This window comes from Pedobacter sp. JCM 36344 (genome assembly GCF_046546555.1).
Taxonomy (GTDB): domain Bacteria; phylum Bacteroidota; class Bacteroidia; order Sphingobacteriales; family Sphingobacteriaceae; genus Pedobacter.
Genome location: NZ_JBKHKK010000004.1, coordinates 124,514 through 150,511, shown reverse-complemented (window position 1 = coordinate 150,511; position 25,998 = coordinate 124,514). Strand labels below are relative to the sequence as shown.

Genomic DNA, 25,998 nt, shown 5'->3' with positions numbered 1-25,998 from the left:
AAGATCAGCACATGGGAAAAATAAAGGTTTTAATCATTGAGGATAATGACGACATCCGGGGGAGTACTGCAGAGATTCTAGAGCTCGCTAATTACGAGGTCTTGCAAGCAACTAACGGGAAAGAGGGAGTCGCTATAGCGGGTGCTTTCTTACCTGAATTGATTCTTTGCGACATCATGATGCCCGAAATGGATGGTTATAGCGTCTTGCATCTTCTGGGTAAAAAGCCGGAAACAGCTGTGATCCCTTTTATTTTTCTTACTGCAAAAACTGACCGTCAGGATATGCGTAAGGGTATGGAGATGGGTGCGGATGATTACCTGACCAAGCCATTTGACGATGTGGAATTGTTCAATGCCATTGAAATCAGGTTGAAGAAATACCAAAGTCATAAGGCATTAAATAGTACTTCGCTCGATAACCTGAGCAACCTTATTGGCGGGAAGAATGGACTTGAAGAACTTAAAAAACACATCAAAGAGCGTAAAGTAAGACACATTAAGAAAAAGCAGGTTATTTATTATGAGGGTGATACGGCGAACGGCCTCTATCTAATCGTTTCTGGTAAAGTGAAGACTTTTAAAGTGGCACAGGATGGTCGAGAGTTGCTGACTGGTTTATACGGATTAGAAGAATACTTCGGAACTGCGGCATTGCTGGCGGGAGAAAGTTATATGGAAACAGCAGAAGCAGTAGAGAATACTTCGCTTTGCTTGATTCCTAGAGATTTGATGGAGCAGTTGTTAAACAAATATCCCGATGTTTCTTCCAGCTTCATTAAGTTGCTGGCAAACAATGTGCTGCAAAATGAGCAGCAGTTGCTCGAACTGGCCTACCATTCTGTGCGCAAGCGCATGTCAGAAGTAATCTTACGTCTGTATAATAGTAATAGAGAAGCACTTTTTTTAAATGTTTCTCGTGATAATTTGGCCGCTATGGCCGGGATCGCAACAGAGACCGTGAGTAGGATACTTAGCGACTTCAATGATGAGGGAATGATTAAGCGTAATGGCGGAAAAATAGTAATTCTTGACCCTGATCGTCTTAAAAATATGAAAAACTGATGAAGATCACTATTTGACGGTGATGACACTCATGCTTTAGCAATGGGTTTGCAGCTACTTTTGATAATCAAATTAGAAGAATGAAAGTTGTAGCGTACAGTATTAAGACTGCCGAAAAGGAACCCCTGGCCATTGCGAACCATAAGAAACATGAAATTACACTAATTTCAAATTCATTGTCTACCGAGACCGCGTCTTTCGCAGAGGGAAAAGAAGCCGCTATCGTATTTACGGAAGACGATGTGTCTGCAGAAGTTATCCATAAGTTGTCAGATCTGGGTATCAAATATATAGCTACTCGGTCTAATGACGTGTCGCATATCGATGCTGTAGCAGCAGGTATTTGTAATATAAAGATTGCCAACGTACCACAAATGACTATTGCTGGTTTATCTTCGGCGGAAATCCCGATGGCTTTAGCCGTAGAAACAATTAATAATTTAGACAAATGGCAGGGTAAGAAATGTCTTGGTGATGCATGTGTATGCTCTAAGGCTTGCGATTCGGTCAAAGTTAACACCGAACATCATGAACATTGATCAGCTGGTAGAAAAATATAGGGTCGCCGCACCTCGGTATACCAGTTATCCAACAGTACCCTACTGGGAGCAAAGTACTTTTGACGACGAGCGCTGGAGCGATGTCTTATTACATTCCTTTCAGGAGTTTCCTGAAGGGATTAGTTTGTATATCCACCTTCCATTTTGTGAAAGCTTATGTACGTATTGCGGATGTAATACCCGTATCACTAAAAATCACGGGGTAGAAATCCCGTATATTAAGGCAGTACTCAAAGAGTGGTCGCTCTATCTAGCTAAGTTGGGATCAGTACCTATTATCATGGAGATTCATCTGGGCGGTGGAACACCCACGTTTTTTAGTCCTGAGAATCTGGAAATGCTCATCTGTGGCATCTTGGATAAGTCAGAACTACATGCGGAAGCTAAATTTAGTTTTGAGGCACATCCCGGCAATACTACCAAAGCTCATTTGAGTACATTGTTCAATTTAGGATTTAGAAGATTAAGTTTGGGCATACAGGATTTTGATCCTTTAGTTCAACAAATTATCAACAGGATACAATCTGTAGAATCAGTAGAGCATACGACTGTTCTGGCCAGGGAAATGGGATACAATTCCATCAATTATGATCTGATATATGGATTGCCATTGCAAACGATGGAAGGCCTATACCATACCATAGATGAGGTAATCAGGCTGAAACCAGATCGTATCGCTTTTTATAGTTACGCCCATACTCCATGGCTAAAACCTGGTCAGCGTCGATACACCGAGGAACACCTTCCTGATGCAGAATTAAAGAAAAACTTGTATGAATTAGGTAGGAAAATGCTAAGTAAAGCTGGCTATCAGGAAATTGGTATGGATCACTTTACGCTACCTACCGATAGTTTGTATTTGGCTGAAGTACAGGGCAGGTTACACCGCAACTTCATGGGTTACACTGAGCAACCTAGTAAGATCCTAATTGGTCTGGGTGTATCCGCAATTAGCGACTGCCGGACCGGCTTTGCGCAGAACGAGAAGAACGTAGAAGATTATATCCGTGTTGTTAATGAGGGAAAGCTACCTGTTTTCAAAGGCCATATCCTTACTGCTACGGATTTGATGATGCGCCAGCACATCCTGAACATCATGTGTAAAGGAAGCACGGAATGGTCGGCCACAGAGATTCCTCCAGAGGTTGCGGAAGCCGTTTCAAAGTTGCAGGTTCTTGCCGACGACGGGTTGCTGATGCTTTCTGATGAAAGTCTGCAGGTAAGTCCAAATGGGAAGCGTTTTTTAAGAAACATCTGCATGGCTTTTGACGCGAGATTGTGGGATAAGAAATCTGATAATCAGGTGTTTAGCATGGCTGATTAGGTTATTTGCACTCTGCGACTGAAGAGAGGGGGCGTTGTGGACTTAAGTATGGGATGTTGAGTTCCATCCCCCTCATCATAAACCAAACCCCAAGCAGCAACATCATATAGGGTACAAATCTATTTAACCTTTTTCTAAAGGGCATCCCTGAAAAGCCGACTATTAAAGTTGCCGCGAACATTAATGGTGTGGTACCTACTCCAAACCAAAACATATAGCTCATACTCTTCGGGATATCACCCGCGTTTATTGCGCCCGCCAAAGCCAGGTAAACAAAGCCGCAGGGGAGGATTCCATTGATCATTCCAATAATTAAATGATTCGCTTTGTGGTTAAACGCATATGTGAAAAGCCTATTTATGGGTTTTATCAAAAAATCGGGGCTTCTTTTGAGAAAGCTTAATTTTAATATTTTAGAAAGCGCGGCAATCAGAATCAGTAGGCCGGTAATGATGCTTACGCCTTGCTGAAATCCTGCCTGCCATATTTGGCGTCCTAATAAACCTACTAAAGCACCTAAAATTGTATAAGATGCTGTGCGGCCAAGTTGATACAGCAACTTATTCCATACAACGCTGAACCATCCTGATTGACGAACAGGCACGGCAAATGCTAGCGGTCCGCACATTCCAATGCAGTGTAATGAGCCTAAAAGGCCGATGAAAAAGGCTAGGCGGTCATTACTCATGGTAAGTCGACCTCCTCATCTCTCAAGTATTTCGTGCCTTCTGCGTTTTCCCAGGAGTTGATCAAATGCCATCTTCCTTTTGGAAGCCTAATAGTTTTTATTGTTAGTTTACGAGTAGGGGTGTAGAACTGAATGGTAGTGTCTAAAACTTTGCTGTCCGTTCTTGTTAGTCTTATTTTACCTTTTGCGGTAGTTTTGAAGAGGATGTTGATGTTACCTTTGCTGATGGTCAACTCAGGACTGGCCTGGTCTTTACCTACCTGTGTTTTCGCAGCATATTCCTCATCATAGTTTAGGCCTTTTTCGTAGTAGTTGGTTTCTACCAATGCGTCTTCATGGCTTCTGAACATTAGCACGCCAAGCACAACAATAAAAGTCATAAAAGTTAGCATTCCTATAATAATTTTTGTTCCCCAATTCATGGCTATTCTTTTGGTGGTGCAATAAAAGTTGTTTCGAAGCGGTCTAATATTATATTGTCGGATAGAATACTAAAGGATACCTCTGTTTTATACTTTTCTATCGATGCTTGTGGCATGATTAAAAAGAAAGTAGTTTTAGTACTTCCTCCGTAGACTATGCTGTCGGGCTTTTCAATATACCGTATTTTTGCATATTTTTCCGTTGGTACAATTTCGAGCTTGATTGTTCTGCTGGTTTTATTTACTATTTCCGCGGTGTATAGGTTACTAACTGTACGATTCTCATCGTTCAATTGGTATAAAGTTCCGCTGGCTCGTAGAATGGTTGTTTTCACAGGAGAACGGGTAGTAATCAGGAACAATAGAACGGAAACTAATGCTAAAAAAACGCCCGAATAACCGTAAATTCTAGCGCTTACTTTAAATGGAGCTTTAGTCTTGATCTGGGTCTCCGACATAAATCCTATCAGCCTTGTTGGACGATTGACCTTCTCCATCACCATATCGCAGGCATCTATACACGCGGTACAGTTGACACATTCCATTTGGGTTCCGTTGCGGATGTCTATACCTGTAGGACAAACTTGAACACAAAGATTGCAGTCTATACAATCGCCATGTTCATTTTTTGATCCTCTTTTAATCTTCTCCCTTGGTTCTCCTCTAACGTAATCATAGGCGACAATAGTGCTTTGATTATCTAACAATACACCTTGAAGTCTACCGTACGGACAAGCTACGGTACAGACCAGTTCTCTCATTCTTGAAAATACAAGGTAGAATACCAGGGAGAAAATGCCGATAGAGATGAAGCCGGAAAGGTGCATTTTTACGGGCTCAGTGATGATAGTTATGAGGGTATCTGATCCGATGAGGTATGCGAGAAAAGTGTTCGCTATCAAAAAGGAGAGGACCAAAAAGATGCTATGTTTTAAAGTTTTTTTAAGGAATTTATCAGCTGTCAAAGGTGACTGATCAAGCTTTTGTTGTTGGTTTCGGTCTCCCTCTATCCAGTTTTCAATTTTCCGGAAAACCATTTCCAGAAAGATCGTTTGTGGACACACCCAGCCGCAGAACACCCGTCCGAATACGACGGTAAATAGAACTATAAATACAATAAATGTCAACAGTGCCAAAACGAAGAGGTAAAAATCCTGAGGCCAGAATACCACTCCAAAGAAAACGAACTTTCTTTGTAAGACGTTTAAAAGGATAAGCTGCTCACCATTAACTTTTAGGAATGGCGCTAAAAACAACAGCGCTAATAGAAAGTAACTGAGTAGAGTCCGGTATTTGTATAGCTTACCCTTGATGATTTTAGGGTAGATCCAAGTTCTTTTTGGCTGTGACATTTTTGCTTTTATTTTTTACCCTGAGCCGCTTTTGCTCCGGCAGGATTAGTTCCCTGCAAGGACAAGATGTAGCTCGCCATTGCAGCAATTTGTTTAGGCCTCATTGTTTTTTCCCAGGCGATCATTCCTTTTTCAGGAACGCCGTATTTGATGGTTTTAAAAATATCTTTCACTGCACCACCATGAAGCCAGAATTGATCTGTTAGGTTAGGGCCAACTATTCCCTCGGCGTGTTCTCCGTGACAAGGCCCACAAGCATTTTTGAAAAGCAATGCTGCATCGGCAAGTTCTCCTTTGTCTGTAGAGACGACAACATTATTTTCATTTACTTGATTGGCTGCGTTTCCTGGCTTAAGCAGCATAGCAGTTTTTGCTTCCTCAGCTTGTTGCAGCTCTATGGCATATTCTTGTTCTTGTGACTTTCCATAGTCGAACACGTGATAGGTTAGCATATACCCTATTGCGAAAACGATACTTCCGTAAAAGAGAACCATAAACCATGCAGGAGTTGGGTTGTCCAGTTCTTCAATACCATCGAAAGTATGTTCCATTATCAGCTCCTTTTCATCTGAGATAGGTCTTAAGCTCATCAGCTTCAGCCATATAGAGGGCTTAGCTACTTTAACTATTACTTGCTGTTCTAATAATAAAGCTCTTTGTTTTTTCTCTTCTGGTGTTGCAAAGCGAATCGGGCTAATGGCTTCCTCTGCGTAAACCTTTATCACACGTAGAACCAAGAGCGACACCAACAACAGCAGTACTGCTGTTGCCAGTAGAAAGCAAATTAAAATATCAGTCATTGTCATTTTCGTTGTCGTTTAAAGGAAGTGAGCTCATGTAGTCAATTTGTTCCTTTTTCATAAATATGAGCAGCAGAGCAACCAATAGGAAAAACAGCATAAATATGCCTAGTGAGGTGATAAGATATACCTGGCTATCTGTTACCTGAGTTAAAAATTGTTTAAACATAATGTTCAGTTTTAATGCTATTTTGTTCTAATATCTGTTCCAAGCCTTTGTAAATAAGCGATAACGGCGATGATTTCTCGATCACTTTTCACGCGCACATCGCTCTTTTTTAAGTCGTCGCCAATCGCCTTAGCCTGTTCAGCCAGGTCGGCATTTGCCTGATGCTCATAACCTAGTTCATAAGGAACCCCTAGCGTACGCATTGCATTTATTTTGGCAATAGTTGTTGTGGTGTCAAGCTGTTGATTAATCAGCCATTCATATGGAGGCATGATGCTGCCTGGCGACATGGTTTGCGGATCAAGCAGGTGATTGAAGTGCCACGAATTCGAGTATTTACCTCCAACTCTAGCCACATCAGGACCGGTACGTTTTGATCCCCAAAGGAATGGATGGTCATACACAAACTCACCAGCCTTGCTGTACTCGCCATAACGTTCTGTTTCAGATCTGAATGGTCTTATCATCTGAGAATGGCAATTCACACAACCTTCTCTAATGTAAAGATCCCTTCCCTGCAACTCTAGTGGAGAATATGGCTTCACGCTGCTGATAGTGGGAATGTTCGATTTGATGGTAAAAGTAGGCATCATCTCGATAACCCCTCCAATGAGGATAACCACCAAAGAAAGTACAAGGAATGCCATTGGTTTTCTTTCCAACAGGCGGTGCAATTTTTTATCTGTGCCCTGAGGCGTATATTCTTGAGGAAGCGCTAGTGCTTCGGCAGGCTCGTCGGCAACAAGTTTACCTTTCTTGACCGTCTTGATTAGGTTGTAGGTCATGACCAGAACTCCTGTCAGGTACATTGCCCCACCAGCTGCTCTCAGAATATACATCGGGATGATTTGTATTACTGTTTCTAAGAAGTTGGGGTATTTAAGCATGCCTTCTTCTGTAAACTCTTTCCACATTAATCCTTGTGTGAACCCTGCGAAATAGAGTGGTACGGCATAGAATATGATTCCAAGGGTACCAATCCAGAAATGGAAATTGGCTAGCTTTTTAGAATATAATTCTGTTTTATAGATTCTTGGAATGAGCCAGTAAAGCACAGCGAAGGTTAAAAATCCGTTCCACCCAAGCGCGCCGACATGCACGTGAGCAACTATCCAATCGGTATAGTGTGCGATTGCATTAATCTGTTTCAGAGCTAGCATCGGCCCTTCGAAAGTTGCCATACCGTATGAAGTTAAAGCAACGACCATAAATTTCAAAGTGGCTTCCTCTCTAACTTTATCCCATGCACCTCTCAATGTAAGCAAACCATTAATCATACCACCCCAGCTTGGTGCGATAAGCATAATAGAGAAAGCTACTCCGAGCGACTGTGCCCAGGAAGGGAGGGAAGTGTAAAGCAAATGGTGTGGCCCAGCCCAGATGTAAATGAAGATCAGTGACCAAAAGTGAAGAATACTCAGTTTATAGGAGTAAACAGGTCTATTCGCCATTTTAGGTAGAAAATAGTACATCATTCCTAAATATGGGGTGGTTAAGAAAAACGCTACCGCATTGTGGCCATACCACCATTGCACGAGTGCATCTTGAACTCCAGCATAAATATAATAGCTTTTGAAAGCTGAAATAGGCAGCTGAAAAGAGTTCACAATATGGAGAACGGCGACCGTTACAAACGTTGCGATGTAGAACCAGATGGCTACATACATATGCTGCTCCCGTCTTTTTATAATGGTACCGAACATGTTCACTCCGAACACTACCCAAATTATAGTGATGGCAATATCTATCGGCCATTCAAGTTCTGCATATTCATGAGAGGAGGTAAATCCCATAGGCAGGGTGATGACCGCAGAGACGATGATCAGCTGCCATCCCCAAAAGTGGATTTTGCTCAATACATCGCTGAACATTCTAGCTTTAAGCAGGCGCTGAAGCGAATAATATACCCCCATAAAAATGGCATTACCCACGAAGGCAAAGATCACTGCGTTGGTGTGCAGTGGTCTGATCCTGCCGAAGGTGGTATACTGTGAGCCTAGATTCATCGCTGGTTTTACCAGCTGTAGGGCAATCAGCAAACCCACCGTCATGCCGATAATTCCCCAAACGATGGTAGCTATGGCAAAGTTCCTGACGGTTTTATTGTCGTAATAGAATTTCTCAGTCATTGTTTTCTTCTTTTAATTCGTCGTCAAATAGGATTCTTACAGCGGGTGTGTAGGTGTCATCATTTTGTCCTGTCCTTGATGCCCAAATGAATGCGGCGAGGAAGATCAGTGCCAGAAGGATGCTGCATCCGATTAGTATGAAGATCATGTTCATATAAGCTTGTTTTTGTGTGCATACGCGCGCGCTGCAATTGTGGTGAACAATATGATAGTTACGGTGCTTAAAGGCATTAGTATAGCAGCAATCAGTGGAGATAGCATTCCCTGAACGGCGAAGAATAGTCCAGTAATATTATAAGTGAGTGATATCGCGAATGACACATAGATCACTTTAACCGCGTCTTTCGCAAGCTGAATAAATTGTGGTATTTTTTGAAAAGCTTTGCCATCAAGCACTGCATCACAACTGGGTGAAAAGTTATTGATGTTGTCTGTGACTGCTATCCCGATATTGCTTTGCTTTAGCGCTCCTGAATCATTTAGTCCATCGCCAATCATTGCCACCTTTTTTCCTTCATCCTGAAGCTTGGTCACGTAGTCCAGTTTGTTTTGTGGAGACTGATTAAAATGCAGTGCGTCCGGATCTTTGAAAAAGGGTGCTAAAGCTTCTGATTCCCGGTTGCTATCTCCAGATAGGAGATAGGTATTTGCCCAGATAGCGAGTTTTAGAATCACCTCCTTGAATCCTGTTCTCCATTGTTGTTTGATTTGGAAATAACCAAGGTAATCGTTGTTGATGATGATGTGAGTGGTGGTGCTATTTGGCGAGTTTTTCAGTGGGAGACCAAGGAACGCGGAACTTCCCAATCTCACAATATTTCCATTGATCGTTCCACTGATGCCCCTGCCAATTTTTTCTGTATAGTTATCTGCCTGATGCTGTAATGGTTTATTAAGGTATTTGCACAGCTCACGGCTCAAGGGGTGTCCTGAGTTGCGGGCAAGATCATTAACCAGCTGTGTTTGTATATCGTTGATGTGGCCGACAAAGGTTAGGCCATGGGCATCGGGATTGGTAATGGTACCTGTCTTATCGAATACGAAAGTATTTATCCTTGCCAGCTCTTCAACTATAGCAGTGTTTTTTAGATAAAAGCCATTTTTATCAAACACGCTGATTACAGCTGCAAGCGTGAAAGGAGAGCTGAGTGCAAGTGCACAAGGGCAGGCAATGATGAGTACGGCAGTAAAGGAAGCGAGTGCCTTTGTCGGATCGCTAAAAGACCAGAAGAGCGCGGAGCCGAAAGCTACCATTAGTAGAACAACACTGAAGTACTTACTAGCTGTATCACTGAATGTTTTGATGGCATTCTTTGGATGTTGAAAAGCATCGTTGTTCCATAGTTGTGTAAGGTAGCTTTGGGCTACTGGTTTTAGAACCTCCATTTCCAGGACACCTCCAAGCTGGCGACCGCCAGCGTAAATGATTTCTCCATATACTTTTTTTACTGGTACTGATTCTCCGGTTACGAAACTAAAATCGATTTCTGCTTCCCCGTTTAGAAGAATAGCATCTGCAGGTATGATTTCCTGACTTCTAATTAAAATACGATCACCTTTTCTTAAGTCGGATAAAGGGATTGGCTTTTCTATATTGTTGTTGATGGTTGTTACGGCTACAGGAAAGTAAGAACGGTAATCCCTTTCGAAGGAGATGTGGTTAAAAGTTCTTTGTTGCATCCATTTACCAATCAGGAGAAAAAATACTAATCCACTTAGGGTATCAACAAAGCCTGGTCCTGTCTGAAGCAGGATTTCAAATACGGAACGTACGAACATTACGGTAATGCCAAGGGCAAGGGGAAAGTCTAGGTTCAATCGTCTCGCCTTTAAGTTGTTGAACGCTGATTTGAAATAGTCGATCCCGCTGAAACACACAACAGGGATTGCAAAAGCAAGATTCAGCCAGCCGAAAAACAGTTTAAAGTTGGCATCTAAAACAGTTAAGCCAAAGTATTCCGGGAAGCTGAATAGCATCACATTCCCAAAGCAGAATCCTGCGACAGCGATTTTAATAATCAGTTTCCGTTCGGGTTTGCTGTTCTGGTTATCCTTGACAACATCCTGAAGGCTGATGATTGGCACATAACCTATGGCAGCTAGTGTTTCGACAATTTCTTTTAAGGATGCGGTGGAGTTTTTAAAGCTAATGATTACCTGTTTTTTTAGAAAGTCAACCCTTGACCTTGATATTGCAGGTTTCAATTGATGGAGGTTTTCTAATAACCAGATGCAGGAGCTACAATGGATAGCAGGGATATATAAGGTGATTACCGTGACTTTGTCGTCTTGATAATCCACAAGTTTATTGACTATTTCTTCTACGTCGAGGTAGGTAAAGTCCGATTGTTCTTTGTTCTGAGTTTGACCTGGGATGTCATTATATACATAATATCCTGCAAGGTCATGACTTTTTAAAACCTGATAAACAGTTTTACAGCCCAGACAGCAGAAGCCCTTCTCATCTGACTTATAAAGGTCAGAAACAATGTCCTCACCACAGTGAAAACATTGCGCTTTCGTTAAGATTTCGCTTTCGTTTAACATGCCACTTTCTATGATTCAAAAGTGGCAGGAAAGGGGTCTTTGCGAAATGATATGAGTTACATTAAATAGTGACTCCGGTCATTTAATTTGTTATTTGATTGGACTTGCCGCTATCCCTTCGAAGGTAATTATTACAGGTTTTATCAATCCGTTCTCGTCAAATTCCATCTTTTCAATGCAAGTAACGCGGTGATTACCATTGGTTTCACCTAAGGGTCTGCGGTGATAAATGATATAGTATTCGCCAGTTTTCGGGTTCTGAATCACAGAATTGTGACCTGCACCGGTAGCGATGCTTGGATCTTGTTTCAGAATCCTATCGATACGCTTGAATGGACCTAATGGGGAATCAGCCATTGCATAAGCGACTGAATAATTAGGGCCTGTCCATCCACCTTCAGACCACATAAAGTAGTATTTGCCTTTTCTTATAAACATGAAAGCACCTTCTACATAACCTTTTGGTGTCACCTCTTTGTACGTTGTTCCATCAGGGAATGGGAGGATACTTTTGAAGTCGTCACTTAACTTAACCACGTTACAGTGAGACCACCCTCCATAAAAAAGGTAGTATTGTCCGTCCTTGTCTTTGAATACATATTGATCAATAGGTTGTGCACCATTGTGAAATGCGTCAATAAGGGGTTTGCCGATATGGTCTTTAAAGGGGCCGCTTGGTTTGTTTGAAACTGCTACACCAATACCTCCGAGTTCCTTATTGTTCTGAATGTCGTTGGCACCGAAGAACAAATAATATTTGTTCCCTTTTTTAGTAATAGAAGGAGCCCACATTGCCTTGTTGGCCCATTTGATATTATCCTTAGTTAAAACATTTGCATGTTTTGTCCAGTTTACCAAGTCTTTTGAGCTGAATGCATCCATGAAAATCTGTTCCTCATATTTTGCAGAAAACGTTGGATATATCCAGTACTCTTTTCCAAATATTGCACCTTCAGGATCGGCGTACCAGCCTTCGAATAAAGGGTTGCCAGAGGTTTTTGGTTCTGTAACTTTCTGGGAAAAACCTGATAATGTCAGCGACGAAATGCAGATGGATAAGATTATTTTTTTCATCATGTGTTTAGTAGGCGTTTAAGCACTATTGTCACCTTCGAAGTTATCGTTTTATTTATTGGTTTTTATTAACCTCGTTAGAAATTTGGCGATATTGGGCAGGTGAGTTACAAAACAATCATTCGGGTTTTTCTGGTTTTACTTTTTCTGTGTTTACTTTCATTTAGGTCTGAAAACAAACCATCAACTTCAGTTGAGATTTTGCAAAAAGGCAAACATATCGTTTGGGATCAACAAACGCTTCGAAAAGTTTCATCCTCTGAGGCTGGGAGATCCAGCGGTTATGGCCGGATCATTCAATTAGCTGATAAGTCTTTAATTTGCGTTTACGAATCAGCTGGCAGTACCGTTGCTGTTACAAGTAACGATCTAGGAGCCAGCTGGTCTTCCATAACAACGATTGCTGCCCGTCATGATGGTATAAGTATGGCTGTTCCAGACCTTCTTCAATTGCGCAGCGGGAAGTTGATTGTTTTTTACAATCCAAGACCTGGTCAAAAATCCTTGGAGAAGAAGTTCGGCATTAGATGTAAAATGAGCGATGACGGTGGGAAAAACTGGTCGGCCGAACAATCACTCTACGACGCCGACTGGCAGTTCGAGAATGGATGCTGGGAGCCTTCGGCGGTACAACTTCCTAATGGAGAGATTCAATTGTTCTTTGCAAATGAATCGGACTACAGAAACTCTAATGAGCAGAATATTTCCATGCTGCGGTCGGCAGATAACGGTGTTAGCTGGACCAAGGAACGAGAGGTCGTAAGTTTTAGAAAAGGATTCAGGGATGGCATGCCAGTACCCATATTATTAAATAACCAACAGGAGGTTGTGTTTGCAATTGAAGATAATGGCTCTGGAAACTTCAAGCCTTATATTATTAGGAGTAGCTTGCGAGATAATTGGTCTACACGGGTGAATGGCCGTAACGATAATCGTAGCTACGCGTTGGCAGAAAAAATTGATAATAACATTTATGCCGGAGCGCCTTACCTGCGACAGTTGAAAAGTGGTGAGACAATACTTTCTTATCAAGGTACAGAAGGAAGGATCAACATGATGCAGCGTGCTGATATGAAAGTGGTAATAGGTGATCAATATGCGAGAAATTTTGGAGCTAAGTCTGTACCATTTCTTATTCCTGCTGATAAATCTTGTCTATGGAATAGCCTTTCAATATTGGACGATGATACCATCATCGCGATTACCAGTACGAATGCTCATTCAGATAGGAGCGAGATTTGGATGATTAAGGGGCGTTTGGTGTCCGACGAGGAAAATGACAGTAAAATTTTGTTGATGGCTGATCCAACGGTTTTTCTGGATAAAGGAATCTATTATTTGTATGGTACAAGTAGTAACAAAGGATTTCAATCCTATGTTTCTAGTGATTTGAACAACTGGTCAGCGCCTAAAGATTTAAATGGTGCAATGGTATTGAGAAAGGGTGAGGCATTTGGCAATGGAGGTTTTTGGGCACCTCAGGTCTTTAAGCATAAAGAGTTGTATTATATGGCCTATACAGCAGATGAGCAGATTGCTATTGCGACGAGCAATAGTCCGCTGGGACCATTTAAGCAAAAGGTTTTGAAATCGCTATCCGGCACAGGAAAGCAGATTGATCCTTATCTCTACTTTGATGGGAATGGAAAAGTATATCTCTACCATGTAAAGCTCCAAACCGGCAATCGGATTTTTGTTGTTGAAATGAAGGCAGACTTATCTGATGTTATTTTGGGCACGGAAAAGGAATGTATTTCAGGTACCGATTTTTGGGAGAATACAGAACGGACGGGGTGGCCGGTTACCGAAGGCCCTACCGTTGTAAAGCACAATAACCTTTACTATTTAATCTATTCTGCAAATGATTTTAGAAGTAAAGATTATGCCGTGGGTTATGCGACTTCCTGGTCACCCATGGGGCCATGGCAAAAATATGCTGGCAATCCGATTATATCACGGATAAAGCTGGGGTTGAATGGGAGCGGACATGGAGACTTATTTACTGACAAGAAAGGTGCTTTGAAGTACGTTTTACATGTGCATAATACAAATGTGAAAGTTTCTCCGCGGGCGACAGGTCTGATTGGAATCAAGTTTAGAAAAGTAGCTGAAGGGGATGACATTTTAGAAGTAGACTCTACAAGTTTTAAATTGCTGAAACTGAACTGATCAAACGCTTTGTGAGGATTGTTGGAATCAACTCTTGCTACTTACGGTTAAAAAGCCTTAATTTTATAAAATATTTGGAAAGCTCCGATGGGAGATTTAAGCGATAAATAGTAGATATGAAAAGAGTAGTAGTAACTGGTTTAGGTGCCGTGACCCCCTTGGGTAATACTGTAAATGAATTTTGGGAAAACATAGTTGCCGGAAAGAGTGGTGTTTCGGCAATAACCAAATTCGATACTTCCAAGTTTAAAACCAAATTTGCTGCAGAGGTTAAAGACTTCGATGCTACGGCTTATATTGACAAAAAAGAACTAAAGAAATACGATTTATACACACAATATGCTATTGCTGCCAGCGACCAAGCGATTAAAGATGCAGGATTAGATTTCGAAGCGATGCCGGAAGTAGATCGTTATGAAGTTGGTGTTATTTGGGCATCAGGAAACGGCGGAATCGGGACTTTCGAACAACAATTGAAGGAATACCATTTAGGTGATGGCACTCCAAGATTTAGCCCTTATTTCATTCCTAAAATGATTGTCGATATTGCTGCTGGTGTTATTTCCATCCGGCATAAGTTACATGGGCCGAACTACGCAACGGTTTCTGCTTGTGCGTCCTCAAATACAGCGATTATCAGTGCGTTTGATACCATCAGATTAGGTAAGGCTACTATAATGGTAGCTGGTGGTTCTGAAGCTGCAATAACAGAATCATCTATTGGTGGATTTAATTCGGCACACGCACTATCGAAAAGAAATGATGATCCACAGACTGCTTCACGTCCTTTCGATGTGGATAGAGATGGTTTTGTAATTGGTGAAGGTGCTGGAGCATTGATCCTAGAAGATCTTGATCATGCAATTGCCAGAGGTGCACATATATATGCTGAAATGGTTGGTGGCGGTATGGCCGCTGATGCCTACCATCTAACAGGTACGCCTCCAGACGGATTAGGTGCTTCTTTAGGAATCTCCAAAGCGTTGGCCGATGCAGGTATTTCTCCGGATAAAATTGACTATATAAATGCACATGCTACATCAACTGGTTTAGGAGATGTTGGTGAACTAAATGGCATCAAGAAAATATTCGGCGAGTTGCAGGTTGCAATCAGTGCTACAAAATCAATGACTGGCCATCTGCTAGGCGGGGCTGGTGCTATTGAAAGCGTAATTAGTATCCTTTCAATCGTCAATGACACTATACCTGGAACGATCAATACTCAAACACTTGATCCTGAGATTCCTGAAGGTTTAAATATCATACTTGGTAAGTCACTTAAACAACAGGTGAATTACGTTTTAAATAATACTTTTGGATTTGGAGGCCATACTGCTACATCAATATTCAAAAAGTATCAGGGTTAATTACTGGCTTTTAATGGCCAAATACTTTTCTAAACACCTTTGATCGCCAAACTATATGGATATAGAATTCAACAAAAACGAGGATGTTAACAAACAGTCGGTTTATGAGCTCAAAACAAAGCTCAAGAAAATATACCAAGGGGGAGGAGAGAAAAGTGCTGCTAAACAAAGGGAGAAAGGCAAATTACTTGCGCGCGAGCGTGTCGCCTATTTAATTGATGACGAAACAGACTTTCTGGAAGTTGGTGCTTTCGCCGCAGATGGAATGTATGCAGAGCAGGGCGGTTGCCCTTCCGCAGGCGTAGTTTGCGGAATTGGATATGTTTCTGGCCGACAATGCATGATTGTAGCGAATGATGCTACGGTTAAAGCGGGTGCCTGGTTTCCAATGACCGCTAAAAAGAACCTTCGTGCGCAGGAAATTGCGATGGAGAACAGATTACCTGTTATTTATCTGGTGGATAGTGCAGGGGTTTATCTTCCAATGCAGGACGAGATCTTTCCTGATAAAGAGCATTTTGGGCGGATGTTCAGAAATAATGCGATCATGTCATCCGAAGGAATTGTTCAGATCTCTGCAATAATGGGATCTTGTGTTGCTGGAGGGGCATATTTGCCAATTATGAGCGACGAGGCAATGATTGTAGAAGGCACAGGATCTGTGTTCCTAGCCGGGTCTTATCTTGTTAAATCAGCAATTGGTGAGGAGGTTGACAACGAAACATTAGGTGGTGCGACCACACATTGCGAGATATCAGGAGTTACCGACTATAAACATCCTAATGATCAGGCTTGTCTGGAGAGTATAAAAAAAATCATGAGCATGATCGGAGCGCCTGAAATAGCGGGCTTTGACCGTATAAAGGCTGCGTTGCCAAAAGCAGATCAGCAAGAAATCTATGGCCTTTTGCCGGATAGTAGAGAGAAGCCTTATGATATGCTGGAGGTCATTCACAGGCTGGTGGACAATTCTGAGTTTGAAGAATATAAAAAGCTTTACGGCCAAAGCATTATTTGTGGTCTGGGTAGGATTGATGGCTGGGCGGTAGGTATTGTTGCTAATCAGCGTAAAGTGGTAAAGTCCAAAAAAGGCGAAATGCAGTTTGGTGGCGTCATTTATTCAGATAGCGCAGACAAGGCAACTCGTTTCATCATGAATTGTAATCAGAAGAAGATTCCTTTGGTGTTTTTACAGGACGTTACCGGTTTTATGGTAGGTACGAGATCAGAGCATGGCGGTATTATTAAAGACGGTGCAAAAATGGTTAATGCAGTTTCCAATTCTGTCGTGCCCAAGTTTACCATTATTATCGGAAATTCTTATGGTGCGGGTAATTATGCAATGTGCGGTAAGGCTTATGATCCAAGATTGATTTACGCCTGGCCGACTGCTAAAATTGCGGTAATGGGTGGGGCGCAAGCTGCAAAGGTCTTATTGCAAATACAGGAGGCTTCTTTGAAGGCAAAAGGAGAGCTTATCACTCCGGAAAATAAAGAAAATATGCTGAAGGAGGTAATAGATAAATACAATTCGCAAACGACGCCTTACTATGCAGCCGCTCGATTATGGGTAGATGGTATCATTGATCCATTAGAAACCAGAAAAGTGATTTCTATGGGTATCGAGGCAGCTAATCAATCGCCGATTAAAAAGAAGTTTAACGTTGGAGTGATCCAAACCTGATCCAATTATAATTCGCTTATCACATTCTCATTGAGGCAGATATTTGTCGCTTGATTTGGAATGGGAGAAAACGTAATTTTGTACTTTATACAATGAAAGATATGTCGCAAGAAATAGAACACGTTCCATGTTTAATTATAGGTTCCGGTCCGGCTGGTTACACCGCTGCGATCTATGCAGCACGTGCTGATCTCAAACCAGTAATGTATACTGGTATGGAACCTGGTGGGCAACTTACTCAGACTACTGATGTAGATAATTTTCCAGGTTATCCTTCTGGTATAATGGGGCCGGAGATGATGGAAGACTTCCGGAAACAAGCGGAACGATTTGGTACAGATATTCGCTTTGGTCACGTAAGTTCCGTTGATTTCTCTTCACTTCCGCATAAAGTTGTGGTGGATGAGATTAAGACGATCACTGCTGATACCGTGATTATTTCAACTGGTGCTACGGCCAAGTGGCTTGGGTTACCGAGCGAGCAGAAGTACAATGGTTTTGGAGTATCTGCTTGTGCAGTATGTGACGGATTCTTTTTTAAAGGTCAGGATGTAGCGATTGTTGGTGCGGGAGATACGGCTGCGGAGGAAGCTACTTATTTAGCTAAGCTTTGTAAGAAAGTTTACATGTTGGTTAGAAGAGATGAATTTAGAGCTTCCAAAGCAATGGTCCATCGTGTACTAAATACTCCTAATATTGAGGTTGTATATCATACGGAAACTAAAGAAATCTTGGGAAATGGTAAGAATGTAACTGCGATCAGGGTTTTAAATAATAAGACTGGTGCTGAATCTGACATTCCTGTAGAAGGATTTTTTGTAGCCATAGGTCATAAACCAAATACAGACATCTTTAAGGGATGGTTGGATATGGATGAAACGGGCTATCTAAAGACTATTCCAGGCTCTACAAAAACAAATGTCGAAGGTGTGTTTGCAAGTGGAGACGTGCAAGATCATTATTACAGACAAGCAATAACGGCTGCGGGTTCTGGTTGTATGGCAGCATTGGATGCGGAACGTTATCTTGCTGCTAGAGAAGATTTGGTTACTCTAAACAGCATTAGTTAGTATGAGAAAACTCCTATTATTCACGTTTGTCACTTTAATTTCGATAAATGTCTTCGCTCAGACAGATTCGAATATGGGTATTATTCCTGCTCCAGTGTCAGTTGTTAAAAAGCAGGGAAGTTTTAGTCTCGATAAAACAGTGGTTTTGGTTTCTGCAGATACAGCAAATTCGCGGGTCGCAGATTTATTAAACGCCTTTATTGTTACGAAGGCTGGATTTGCATTAAGAGCGGGTAAAACGATAATGCCAGGTTCAAAGGCGATTCTACTCACTTCTATTGGCGCGGATAAACTCCCAGCTGAAGGTTACAAAATCACAATTACAAATAAACAGTTTAAGATAGTTGGTAAAGGTGCAGGGTTGTTCTATGGTCTGCAATCTGCCATGCAAATGATGCCTGACCCAATTCAGAAAGGCAGCAGTGTAGTCATCAATGCGGTTGAAATCAACGATTATCCAAGATTTAAGTATCGCGGGCTACATCTCGATGTGGGTAGACATATGTTCCCGGTTGCCTTTGTGAAAAAATATATAGACCTAATGTCTCAATATAAACTAAACAATTTTCATTGGCATTTGACGGAGGATCAGGGATGGAGAATTGAGATCAAGAAATATCCGAAGCTAACCGGTGTAGGTTCTAGTAGAAACGGCACGATTATAGGTAATTATCCAGGAACAGGCAATGATAACATTGTTTATAAAGGCTTTTACACACAGGATGAAATTAAAGATATTGTAGATTACGCTTCGCAACGCTTCATCAACGTAATCCCGGAAATTGAATTGCCGGGTCATAGTTCCGCGGCAATTGCTGCATATCCTGAACTGAGCTGTTTTCCTGAAAGAGATACTTTTATTGGTGATCGTACCACTTGGGCAGGTTCCAGAAAAGGTAAACAGGTTCAACAGACCTGGGGCGTTTATCAGGATGTTTTTGTGCCATCTGAGAATACATTCAATTTTTTAGAGGGTGTATTGGATGAGGTTATTGCATTGTTTCCATCTAAATATATTCATATAGGAGGTGATGAAAGTCCCAAAGAATTTTGGAAAGAAAGTAAGTTTTGTCAGGACCTCATTAAGAAACTAAATTTAAAAGATGAACATGAGTTGCAGAGCTATTTTATTCAAAGAATAGAAAAGTATATTAATAGTAAAGGAAGATCGATCATTGGTTGGGACGAGATCTTAGAAGGTGGCTTGGCGCCTAAAGCCACGGTGATGTCGTGGAGAGGCATTGATGGCGGTATTGCTGCCGCAAAGCAAAACCATGATGTAATCATGAGTCCGAGCGGACCAATTGGCTTATACCTTGACAGCAAGCAATCCAACTCTAAGGATGAACCTACTAATATTGGTGGGTTTTCTACTTATTCTATTATCTATGGATATGACCCTATTCCTAAAGAGCTGACGCCTGAACAACAATCTCATATTATTGGGGTGCAGGGAAATGTCTGGACAGAATATATAAGGACTCCCGAGAAGATAGAATATATGCTATTGCCGAGAATGTTTGCTTTGTCTGAAATAGCCTGGAGTCCGGTTGCTAGAAAGGACCTTAAGAACTTTGCTGAAGAGCGGCTGCCTTTGCATCTGTTAAAACTGGATAGGACGACTACCAATTATTGGATTCCAACGCCGATCGGGCAATCTGAAAAGGCGATGACAGGAGAAAATTTTAATTTTGCACTTAGGGAACCAATTCCCGGTTCGAGAATTTATTACACACTTGATCTTTCAAGACCATCAATAAATGCCACTTTGTATACTACGCCGTTGAAAATAACTATTCCGACTGGGCAGAAGCGTGTGTTGAAAACAATTGTAGTTACCCCTGGGAATAGAACGAGCGTTGTAACAGAAACCATTATGAACAATGGTGCTCCAGATGAAAAAACTAAATAGTAAATAGATGAGATCAATCAAATATATCTTCAGTGCTTGTGGATTCGTTGCTGCTTTGTTTCTAATGACCTCCTGTGGTGATGATAAGGGTTCAGTAAATCTTACTCAGCAGAATGTTACGCCAGTCAAAAAGGATCAATTCCCTTTTTATAAGGAGATACAAATACGTCCGGGACTTAATTTTGAAGTGGTAAGCTGGGGTAAAGGGGTAGATTCTGTTGGGGGCTATTTGGTACTGCTTTCCGATTCATTAAAGAGCAATTATAAATCCTTATCCAATGAAAGAGAAGGTGTTGTTACCGATGCTTGGAACATGGATATGGACAATGATGGAAATCCGGAGATTTATATTGAATTATTAAGCCGGAAAAATGTATCTGATCTACATGTATTTGAGTATTCAGGAGGTAGTTTTAATAAAATCACTTTCCCTGGTCTTAGTAACAACATGAAGAAGATTTACGATGGAAATGATAAGTTTACTATTAAGGAGGGTGAACTTTATCGTTCATTTCCGATTGTGAATCCGCGTGATACTTCGGAGAAAGCCGGTGATTTGAAACTGATTAAATACCGGCTGTCTGGCAACAATTTCTCACCTTCAGAAGTTAAAGAATAATCTAGTTGCTTTCTTTAAACTGCGTACTAATGCGTTCGAATTTTTCGATCAAGAGGCTTATGCGTTCTTTTTCACCCTTCAAATAGGCTTTACGAAATACTGTAGCGCAGAGTGTCATCCAGATAATTGTAAACAAAATTAAAGTGATTTGCATGAAAGGCGACAAGAGGTTCAGTTTCTCGTAAAAGTAAAATATCACACCCACAGACAGCGCGGCCATATAAAGCCAGTAAAGTTTATTGTAAATGGTGAATTTGTTCAATTGATAGGCTTTAAGTTGATCTAGAAAAGCCTTAGGATGTTCTGTAAAATCGTTTTCAGCGATAAGTTTATGATCTTTATAAAGGATAAACGTGTATATACCCACTAAAACCACGATGATACTTAGCCCGGCAAGAGTGGTCCAGGATTCAAACTCAGCGAATAGCAATAGCGCCGCCAAAGTAGCAAAGGACACAATCATTCCAAGAATATTAAGGCGCGATTTTGCCCTCATGCCTGCAACTTCCTTTTTCGATTGTGCCAGCATCTCATCAGATGAGATCTTTACCTCAATAGAATGTGATTGCCAAAGCGATTGTATATGATCAAATTCTTGCATGCTGATTGTATAATTCGGTAAGTTTCAATTTAATGCGGTGGATTCTCACTCTGAGGTTTCCTTCGCTGATTCCCGATATTTCGGCAATTTCATGGTAAGGTAATTCGTCCAGTACCATAGTGATGATCAGGCGGTCGTTCTCTTCCAGTTTCGCAATTGATTTGTAAAGCAATGCGACCTGCTCATTCTTTTCTGAGAGCTCTTCCGGTCGGTTTTCCATGATATTGTCTGTTAACTCATCTTTAGCCTGCCGTTTTTCCGATCTCAAGTAAGTCAGACAAGTATTGACAGCTATTCTGTAAATCCAAGTGGAGATTAGTGATTTATTTCGGAATTTATCAAGGTTCTGCCAGACTTTAAGAAAGGTCTCCTGAAGAAGGTCATTAGCCGAGTCTTCATCTCCTGTATATCCATAGCATAGATGGAAAATCTTCTTAGAATTAGTATCAAAAATCTCTTTAAATAGCTTTTCTTTGTTTTCCACTGGGTACGCTTTGTTTCTTTTAGAAGCTATTCAGGATTTTTTGTTACATCTAAGGTGCAAATAATTGCTTTGTCCACAAAGTTTACAAAATAATTTAATTATTGTAGTTTTACAGCGGAGATAATTATTAAACTAACTTAAATGTCCAAAAATAACAGGTTAACGTTCTTTATCTTCCTCGCGCTGGTGCTGGGAGTGGCATTGGGATACTATTTAAACGTAAAGACGTTTCGCGTTTATAATGAAAAAATAGCGGGTTCAGAACTAAGGGTAAAAGCCGTTGACGGACAATTGCTCAAAGTTACTGATAGTAATTCAACAGCGTACAGCACACTTATCGCGGAGAAAAAAGCTGATGAGAAAGTTAGAAAAGACAACGAAGTATTGAGAGAGAAGAATCTGGAGCCGTTGACGCTTCTAAGCGATATCTTTTTACGGCTAATCAAGATGATCGTGGCGCCACTAGTTTTTACTACGCTTGTTGTTGGTGTAGCAAAAGTTGGGGACATTAATGCCGTAGGTAGAATTGGGGGAAAAACGATGTTGTGGTTTTTAAGTGCCTCATTACTGTCGCTAATTCTTGGAATGATCATGGTTAATGTTTTCAAACCTGGTGAAGCGATGAATTTGCCTTTGCCTCCAAGTAATATAGATACAGGAATTCAGAAGGTTGCTTTGTCTTTAAAGGACTTCATCTCACATATCTTTCCCAAGAGTATGGTAGAGGCGATGGCAACAAATGAAATTCTGCAGATTGTAGTTTTCTCTTTGTTCTTTGGGGTTGCCACAGCGGCAATTGGCGAAAAGGGCCAGATAATAATTACTTTTTTTGACAGTGTTGCTCATGTTATTTTGAAGGTAACTGGATATGTAATGAACTTCGCCCCATTCGCAGTATTTGGTGCTATGGCTGCTATTGTGGCCAAACAGGGTTTGGGCGTGATTTCTACTTATGCGCTCTTTATTGGTGAATTTTATTTTACGATGTTAATTCTCTGGGCTTTGTTGATCCTAATTGGCTTCTTTGTGCTAAAAAAGCGCGTTTTCAACCTAATGAACAGAATGAAACAACCAGTTATGCTCGCTTTCAGTACAGCAAGTAGTGAAGCTGCTTATCCTAAAACGATGATGCAACTGGAACGGTTTGGTTGCAAAGATAAAATTGTGAGTTTCGTATTACCATTGGGGTACTCTTTTAATTTGGATGGTTCCATGCTTTATATGACCTTTGCCTCGTTATTTATTGCACAGGCGTATGGTATTCACCTTTCATTTGATCAGCAAATTACCATGTTGTTGATACTTATGCTTACCAGTAAGGGAATTGCTGGCGTGCCGAGGGCTTCTTTGGTTGTTATTGCTGGAACTATTGCTACTTTCAATATTCCAGAAGCCGGACTGGCGTTGCTTATAGGTATTGATCCATTATTGGATATGGGCAGATCTGCAACCAATGTAATTGGCAACAGCCTTGCCACTGCCGTGGTGAGTAAATGGGAAGGTGAACTGACTCAAGCACAAGATTAAATTAGAAATAAGACATGACTTTTAGGGGTAAAAAAATCTTCCTTGCATTTACTATCGTCGTTCCATTTATCATCTATTGCGTAATCTATTATACGCCTATGCTGAGGAATGCAAAGTACAGATCAAATGAGTTTGTATCATTGCAATTTAAGTGGGGCGTAGGTGCTGCATTGCAAAATACCTATGATTCGTCCACCGGGAATTATCAGTACGTTGATACTAGGGATTCATTGATAAAAACGAATGTGAAGCTAAGACAAAATGATATCATCTACCTTCACAACAAGGCTAACGAACTTGGATTGTGGAATTTTCCTGAAGTTATTGCGAATGAAGGTGAGGACCTGAAGTCTAACAAAGTGTTGCGTTACGAGATTCAATTCAACTATAAGAGGAAGTCTAAGAAAGTGATTTATATGACGGACTACACTGAAATGTCCAAGCTTAGAGATGTGGCTGGCCAGATGCAAAAGCTGATCACGCAAAGTATCAACGATGCGGAAGAGCGCTACACTAAATAATAAGATTTGACTTGGATATTTAGAAAAATATATTCTATATTTGCACCTCGTTAAAAATAAACAATTTAAAAAATAAATAATTAACAATGTACGCAATAGTAAATATAGCAGGGCAGCAATTCAAAGTTGCAAAAGACCAGCACCTTTTTGTACACCGTTTGCAAGGAGATGAAGGCGCTAGTATTGAATTTGACAATGTATTGTTGGTTGAAGATGGTGGTGTAATTTCTGTAGGAGCTCCTGCATTAACCGGCGCAACTGTTTCAGCTAAGATCGTGTCTCATTTGAAAGGTGATAAAGTGATCGTTTTCAAGAAGAAACGTAGAAAAGGTTACAAAAAGAAAAACGGACACCGTCAGTATTTCACTAAAATCCAGATTTCTGGTATCAGTTTATAATTAGTTGTTGAACACAAATTATCCATTATAGGTAATTTATAAAATATAAAACATGGCACATAAAAAAGGAGCCGGTAGTTCCAGAAACGGACGCGAGTCGCATAGTAAACGTTTAGGTATCAAAATCTTTGGTGGACAAGATGCTATCGCGGGAAACATTTTAGTACGTCAGCGCGGTACAAAACATCATCCTGATAAAGGTGTAGGTATTGGAAAAGACCATACTTTATTTGCGTTGGTTGACGGTACAGTCGTTTTCAAAAAGAAACAGGACAATAAATCATATGTTTCTATTCTTCCAACTGCTGTAGTTAAAGGGGTTGTTGCTGAGGCTCCAGTTACTATTATAGCTGCTTCTGCAGAAGCAACAGTTGTTGAAGAGGCACCGGTTAAAAAAGCACCTGCTAAGAAGGCAGTCAAAGTTGAAGTTCAAGAAGCTGAGGCTGCACCAGCAGAATAATCAGATTCGATCTCATACAGAAGCCCTTAGCATTTGATGCTAAGGGCTTTCTGTTGCACTCGATTTTTTAGGAAACTGATCCCTAATTCTCTCTATTCATCAATTGATTTGCGATATTAATCAGCGCTTCTTTGCGTTCTATCGGAGTACTAATCTCAGTTAGGGCCAGGAAAGCAAGATCAAGGTAGTGTTTCATGACATCAGTTGCAGCGGTTCGTATTTCGTATAGATCATATAAACCTGTTATAGCTTTTATTTTCATTTTATTGTCGGCATTCTGGGCTTGATTTTTTAGTGAGGCAAGATCATTTTTGCTAGCAAGCTCCTGAAGTTTTAGACGCAAAAAGGTTTTCTTATCAGAGATGATATCCCCACCTACTTGTTTTCCAAACTTCGCGGGGTCCCCATAGACATCCAAGATATCATCCTGAAGTTGAAAAGCTATACCTAAATTCTCACCAAATTGATAGATCAATTCTGCCTGTTCCTTAGTTGCATTTGATACAATAGCGCCCAGTTTCATCGCTCCACCTAGTAGTACTGCTGTTTTAAGACGAATCATATCAATGTACTCCTCGATGCTTACGTCGTCTCTCTTTTCAAACTCCATGTCCAGTTGCTGGCCTTCGCACACACCCTGAGCGGTAAGATTAAACGTCTCCAGTGCCGGCTTAAGTACGCTTACATGGACATTTGTTAAGTGCTTATTTGCTTCCACCATCATCACATCTCCACTAAGAATTGCAGTATTGGTTCCCCATTTCTCATGAACGGTTTTACGGCCTCTTCTCAAGGGAGCATTGTCCATAATATCATCGTGCACAAGCGTAAAATTGTGGAAGGTTTCAATGGCTAATGCTGCGGGTATGCCGGCAGATAGATCTCCATCGAATAAATCTACCGCCATCAACAACATCGTTGGTCTGATGCGTTTCCCGCCTAAACTCATTATGTAGCTTATAGGCTCATATAAAGACCCAGGATATATTGGGTACTGGATTTCTGTAATTGCTTGTTCTATGCGCTTTAAAAGCTCTGAAGGAGAATGCATTTCTAC

General features: G+C 41.0%; 25 protein-coding genes. 13 read left to right on the top strand and 12 right to left on the bottom strand.

Annotated elements, in window-relative coordinates; all coding sequences use genetic code 11:
• Positions 1–11: 11 nt before the first annotated feature.
• The 3 genes from ACHFIZ_RS05800 (at position 12) to hemN (ending at position 2,948) form a co-directional block, all read left to right on the top strand.
• Positions 12–1,064 (top strand): response regulator, encoded by a 1,053-nt coding sequence (locus ACHFIZ_RS05800; protein ID WP_410883775.1) that lies wholly within the window; start codon positions 12–14, stop codon positions 1,062–1,064.
• A gap of 80 nt (positions 1,065–1,144) precedes the next feature.
• Entirely contained in the window at positions 1,145–1,603 is a 459-nt protein-coding gene (locus ACHFIZ_RS05795; RefSeq protein ID WP_410883773.1) for a lactate dehydrogenase, read from the top strand.
• Positions 1,593–2,948: an oxygen-independent coproporphyrinogen III oxidase gene (hemN, locus tag ACHFIZ_RS05790; protein ID WP_410883771.1), complete on the top strand. Its 1,356-nt coding sequence runs from the start codon at positions 1,593–1,595 to the stop codon at positions 2,946–2,948. Before ACHFIZ_RS05795 ends, hemN begins: the two co-directional genes overlap by 11 nt.
• A 1-nt stretch (position 2,949) precedes the next feature.
• On the opposite strand, the gene ACHFIZ_RS05785 is transcribed toward hemN, so the two are convergent.
• The 9 genes from ACHFIZ_RS05785 to ACHFIZ_RS05745 all read right to left on the bottom strand — a co-directional run bounded on the left by ACHFIZ_RS05785 (position 2,950) and on the right by ACHFIZ_RS05745 (position 12,132).
• Positions 2,950–3,636, bottom strand: coding sequence for a sulfite exporter TauE/SafE family protein (locus tag ACHFIZ_RS05785; RefSeq protein ID WP_410883769.1), 687 nt, complete (start codon positions 3,634–3,636; stop codon positions 2,950–2,952).
• Positions 3,633–4,058 (bottom strand): FixH family protein, encoded by a 426-nt coding sequence (locus ACHFIZ_RS05780; RefSeq protein WP_410883767.1) that lies wholly within the window; start codon positions 4,056–4,058, stop codon positions 3,633–3,635. Before ACHFIZ_RS05780 ends, ACHFIZ_RS05785 begins: the two co-directional genes overlap by 4 nt.
• Before the next feature lie 2 nt (positions 4,059–4,060).
• Entirely contained in the window at positions 4,061–5,410 is a 1,350-nt protein-coding gene (gene ccoG, locus ACHFIZ_RS05775; RefSeq protein ID WP_410883766.1) for a cytochrome c oxidase accessory protein CcoG, read from the bottom strand.
• An 8-nt stretch (positions 5,411–5,418) separates the two neighbouring features.
• Complete coding sequence (locus ACHFIZ_RS05770; protein WP_410883764.1) at positions 5,419–6,210, bottom strand: cbb3-type cytochrome c oxidase N-terminal domain-containing protein; 792 nt, start codon at positions 6,208–6,210, stop codon at positions 5,419–5,421.
• A complete protein-coding gene (locus tag ACHFIZ_RS05765; RefSeq protein WP_410883763.1) occupies positions 6,203–6,379 on the bottom strand; it encodes a hypothetical protein in 177 nt (58 codons plus the stop codon). Before ACHFIZ_RS05765 ends, ACHFIZ_RS05770 begins: the two co-directional genes overlap by 8 nt.
• Before the next feature lie 17 nt (positions 6,380–6,396).
• The gene (gene ccoN, locus ACHFIZ_RS05760) at positions 6,397–8,508 is read right to left on the bottom strand and encodes a cytochrome-c oxidase, cbb3-type subunit I (protein WP_410883761.1); all 2,112 of its coding nucleotides are present in this window, start codon (positions 8,506–8,508) and stop codon (positions 6,397–6,399) included.
• A complete protein-coding gene (gene ccoS / locus ACHFIZ_RS05755) occupies positions 8,501–8,662 on the bottom strand; it encodes a cbb3-type cytochrome oxidase assembly protein CcoS (protein WP_410883759.1) in 162 nt (53 codons plus the stop codon). The genes ccoN and ccoS overlap by 8 nt, the downstream gene beginning before the upstream one ends.
• Positions 8,659–11,055 carry a heavy metal translocating P-type ATPase gene (locus ACHFIZ_RS05750; protein ID WP_410883757.1) on the bottom strand — a complete coding sequence of 799 codons (2,397 nt, stop codon included), beginning with the start codon at positions 11,053–11,055 and terminating at the stop codon, positions 8,659–8,661. Before ACHFIZ_RS05750 ends, ccoS begins: the two co-directional genes overlap by 4 nt.
• A gap of 90 nt (positions 11,056–11,145) precedes the next feature.
• Complete coding sequence (locus tag ACHFIZ_RS05745; protein ID WP_410883755.1) at positions 11,146–12,132, bottom strand: glycoside hydrolase family 43 protein; 987 nt, start codon at positions 12,130–12,132, stop codon at positions 11,146–11,148.
• 198 nt (positions 12,133–12,330) lie between these two features.
• Here ACHFIZ_RS05745 and ACHFIZ_RS05740 point away from each other — a divergent pair, with 198 nt between their 5' ends.
• The 6 genes from ACHFIZ_RS05740 to ACHFIZ_RS05715 all read left to right on the top strand — a co-directional run bounded on the left by ACHFIZ_RS05740 (position 12,331) and on the right by ACHFIZ_RS05715 (position 20,950).
• Positions 12,331–14,298 (top strand): family 43 glycosylhydrolase, encoded by a 1,968-nt coding sequence (locus ACHFIZ_RS05740; protein WP_410883753.1) that lies wholly within the window; start codon positions 12,331–12,333, stop codon positions 14,296–14,298.
• 116 nt (positions 14,299–14,414) lie between these two features.
• Positions 14,415–15,665 carry a beta-ketoacyl-ACP synthase II gene (gene fabF / locus ACHFIZ_RS05735; RefSeq protein WP_410883751.1) on the top strand — a complete coding sequence of 417 codons (1,251 nt, stop codon included), beginning with the start codon at positions 14,415–14,417 and terminating at the stop codon, positions 15,663–15,665.
• 55 nt (positions 15,666–15,720) lie between these two features.
• Positions 15,721–17,349 carry an acyl-CoA carboxylase subunit beta gene (locus ACHFIZ_RS05730; RefSeq protein WP_410883749.1) on the top strand — a complete coding sequence of 543 codons (1,629 nt, stop codon included), beginning with the start codon at positions 15,721–15,723 and terminating at the stop codon, positions 17,347–17,349.
• A gap of 101 nt (positions 17,350–17,450) precedes the next feature.
• On the top strand, positions 17,451–18,419 hold the full coding sequence (gene trxB / locus ACHFIZ_RS05725) for a thioredoxin-disulfide reductase (RefSeq protein ID WP_410883747.1): 969 nt from the start codon (positions 17,451–17,453) through the stop codon (positions 18,417–18,419).
• A 1-nt stretch (position 18,420) separates the two neighbouring features.
• Positions 18,421–20,331 carry a beta-N-acetylhexosaminidase gene (locus ACHFIZ_RS05720; RefSeq protein WP_410883745.1) on the top strand — a complete coding sequence of 637 codons (1,911 nt, stop codon included), beginning with the start codon at positions 18,421–18,423 and terminating at the stop codon, positions 20,329–20,331.
• Positions 20,332–20,338: 7 nt separating this feature from the next.
• Positions 20,339–20,950 carry a hypothetical protein gene (locus tag ACHFIZ_RS05715; protein ID WP_410883743.1) on the top strand — a complete coding sequence of 204 codons (612 nt, stop codon included), beginning with the start codon at positions 20,339–20,341 and terminating at the stop codon, positions 20,948–20,950.
• Position 20,951: 1 nt separating this feature from the next.
• On the opposite strand, the gene ACHFIZ_RS05710 is transcribed toward ACHFIZ_RS05715, so the two are convergent.
• Both ACHFIZ_RS05710 and ACHFIZ_RS05705 read right to left on the bottom strand, forming a co-directional pair.
• Entirely contained in the window at positions 20,952–21,551 is a 600-nt protein-coding gene (locus tag ACHFIZ_RS05710) for a hypothetical protein (RefSeq protein WP_410883741.1), read from the bottom strand.
• Positions 21,538–22,035, bottom strand: a complete 498-nt coding sequence (locus ACHFIZ_RS05705; RefSeq protein ID WP_410883739.1) for an RNA polymerase sigma factor — start codon at positions 22,033–22,035, stop codon at positions 21,538–21,540. Before ACHFIZ_RS05705 ends, ACHFIZ_RS05710 begins: the two co-directional genes overlap by 14 nt.
• 141 nt (positions 22,036–22,176) lie before the next feature.
• On the opposite strand from ACHFIZ_RS05705, the gene ACHFIZ_RS05700 reads away from it, so the two are divergent.
• The 4 genes from ACHFIZ_RS05700 (at position 22,177) to rpmA (ending at position 24,941) form a co-directional block, all read left to right on the top strand.
• Positions 22,177–23,562, top strand: coding sequence for a dicarboxylate/amino acid:cation symporter (locus ACHFIZ_RS05700; RefSeq protein ID WP_410883738.1), 1,386 nt, complete (start codon positions 22,177–22,179; stop codon positions 23,560–23,562).
• Between the two features lie 14 nt (positions 23,563–23,576).
• The gene (locus ACHFIZ_RS05695; protein WP_410883737.1) at positions 23,577–24,083 is read left to right on the top strand and encodes a hypothetical protein; all 507 of its coding nucleotides are present in this window, start codon (positions 23,577–23,579) and stop codon (positions 24,081–24,083) included.
• Between the two features lie 86 nt (positions 24,084–24,169).
• Positions 24,170–24,481 (top strand): 50S ribosomal protein L21, encoded by a 312-nt coding sequence (gene rplU, locus ACHFIZ_RS05690; protein WP_410883736.1) that lies wholly within the window; start codon positions 24,170–24,172, stop codon positions 24,479–24,481.
• A 52-nt stretch (positions 24,482–24,533) separates the two neighbouring features.
• Entirely contained in the window at positions 24,534–24,941 is a 408-nt protein-coding gene (gene rpmA / locus ACHFIZ_RS05685; RefSeq protein ID WP_410883735.1) for a 50S ribosomal protein L27, read from the top strand.
• 82 nt (positions 24,942–25,023) lie between these two features.
• On the opposite strand, the gene ACHFIZ_RS05680 is transcribed toward rpmA, so the two are convergent.
• On the bottom strand, positions 25,024–25,992 hold the full coding sequence (locus ACHFIZ_RS05680) for a polyprenyl synthetase family protein (RefSeq protein ID WP_410883734.1): 969 nt from the start codon (positions 25,990–25,992) through the stop codon (positions 25,024–25,026).
• Between the last annotated feature and the right edge of the window lie 6 nt (positions 25,993–25,998).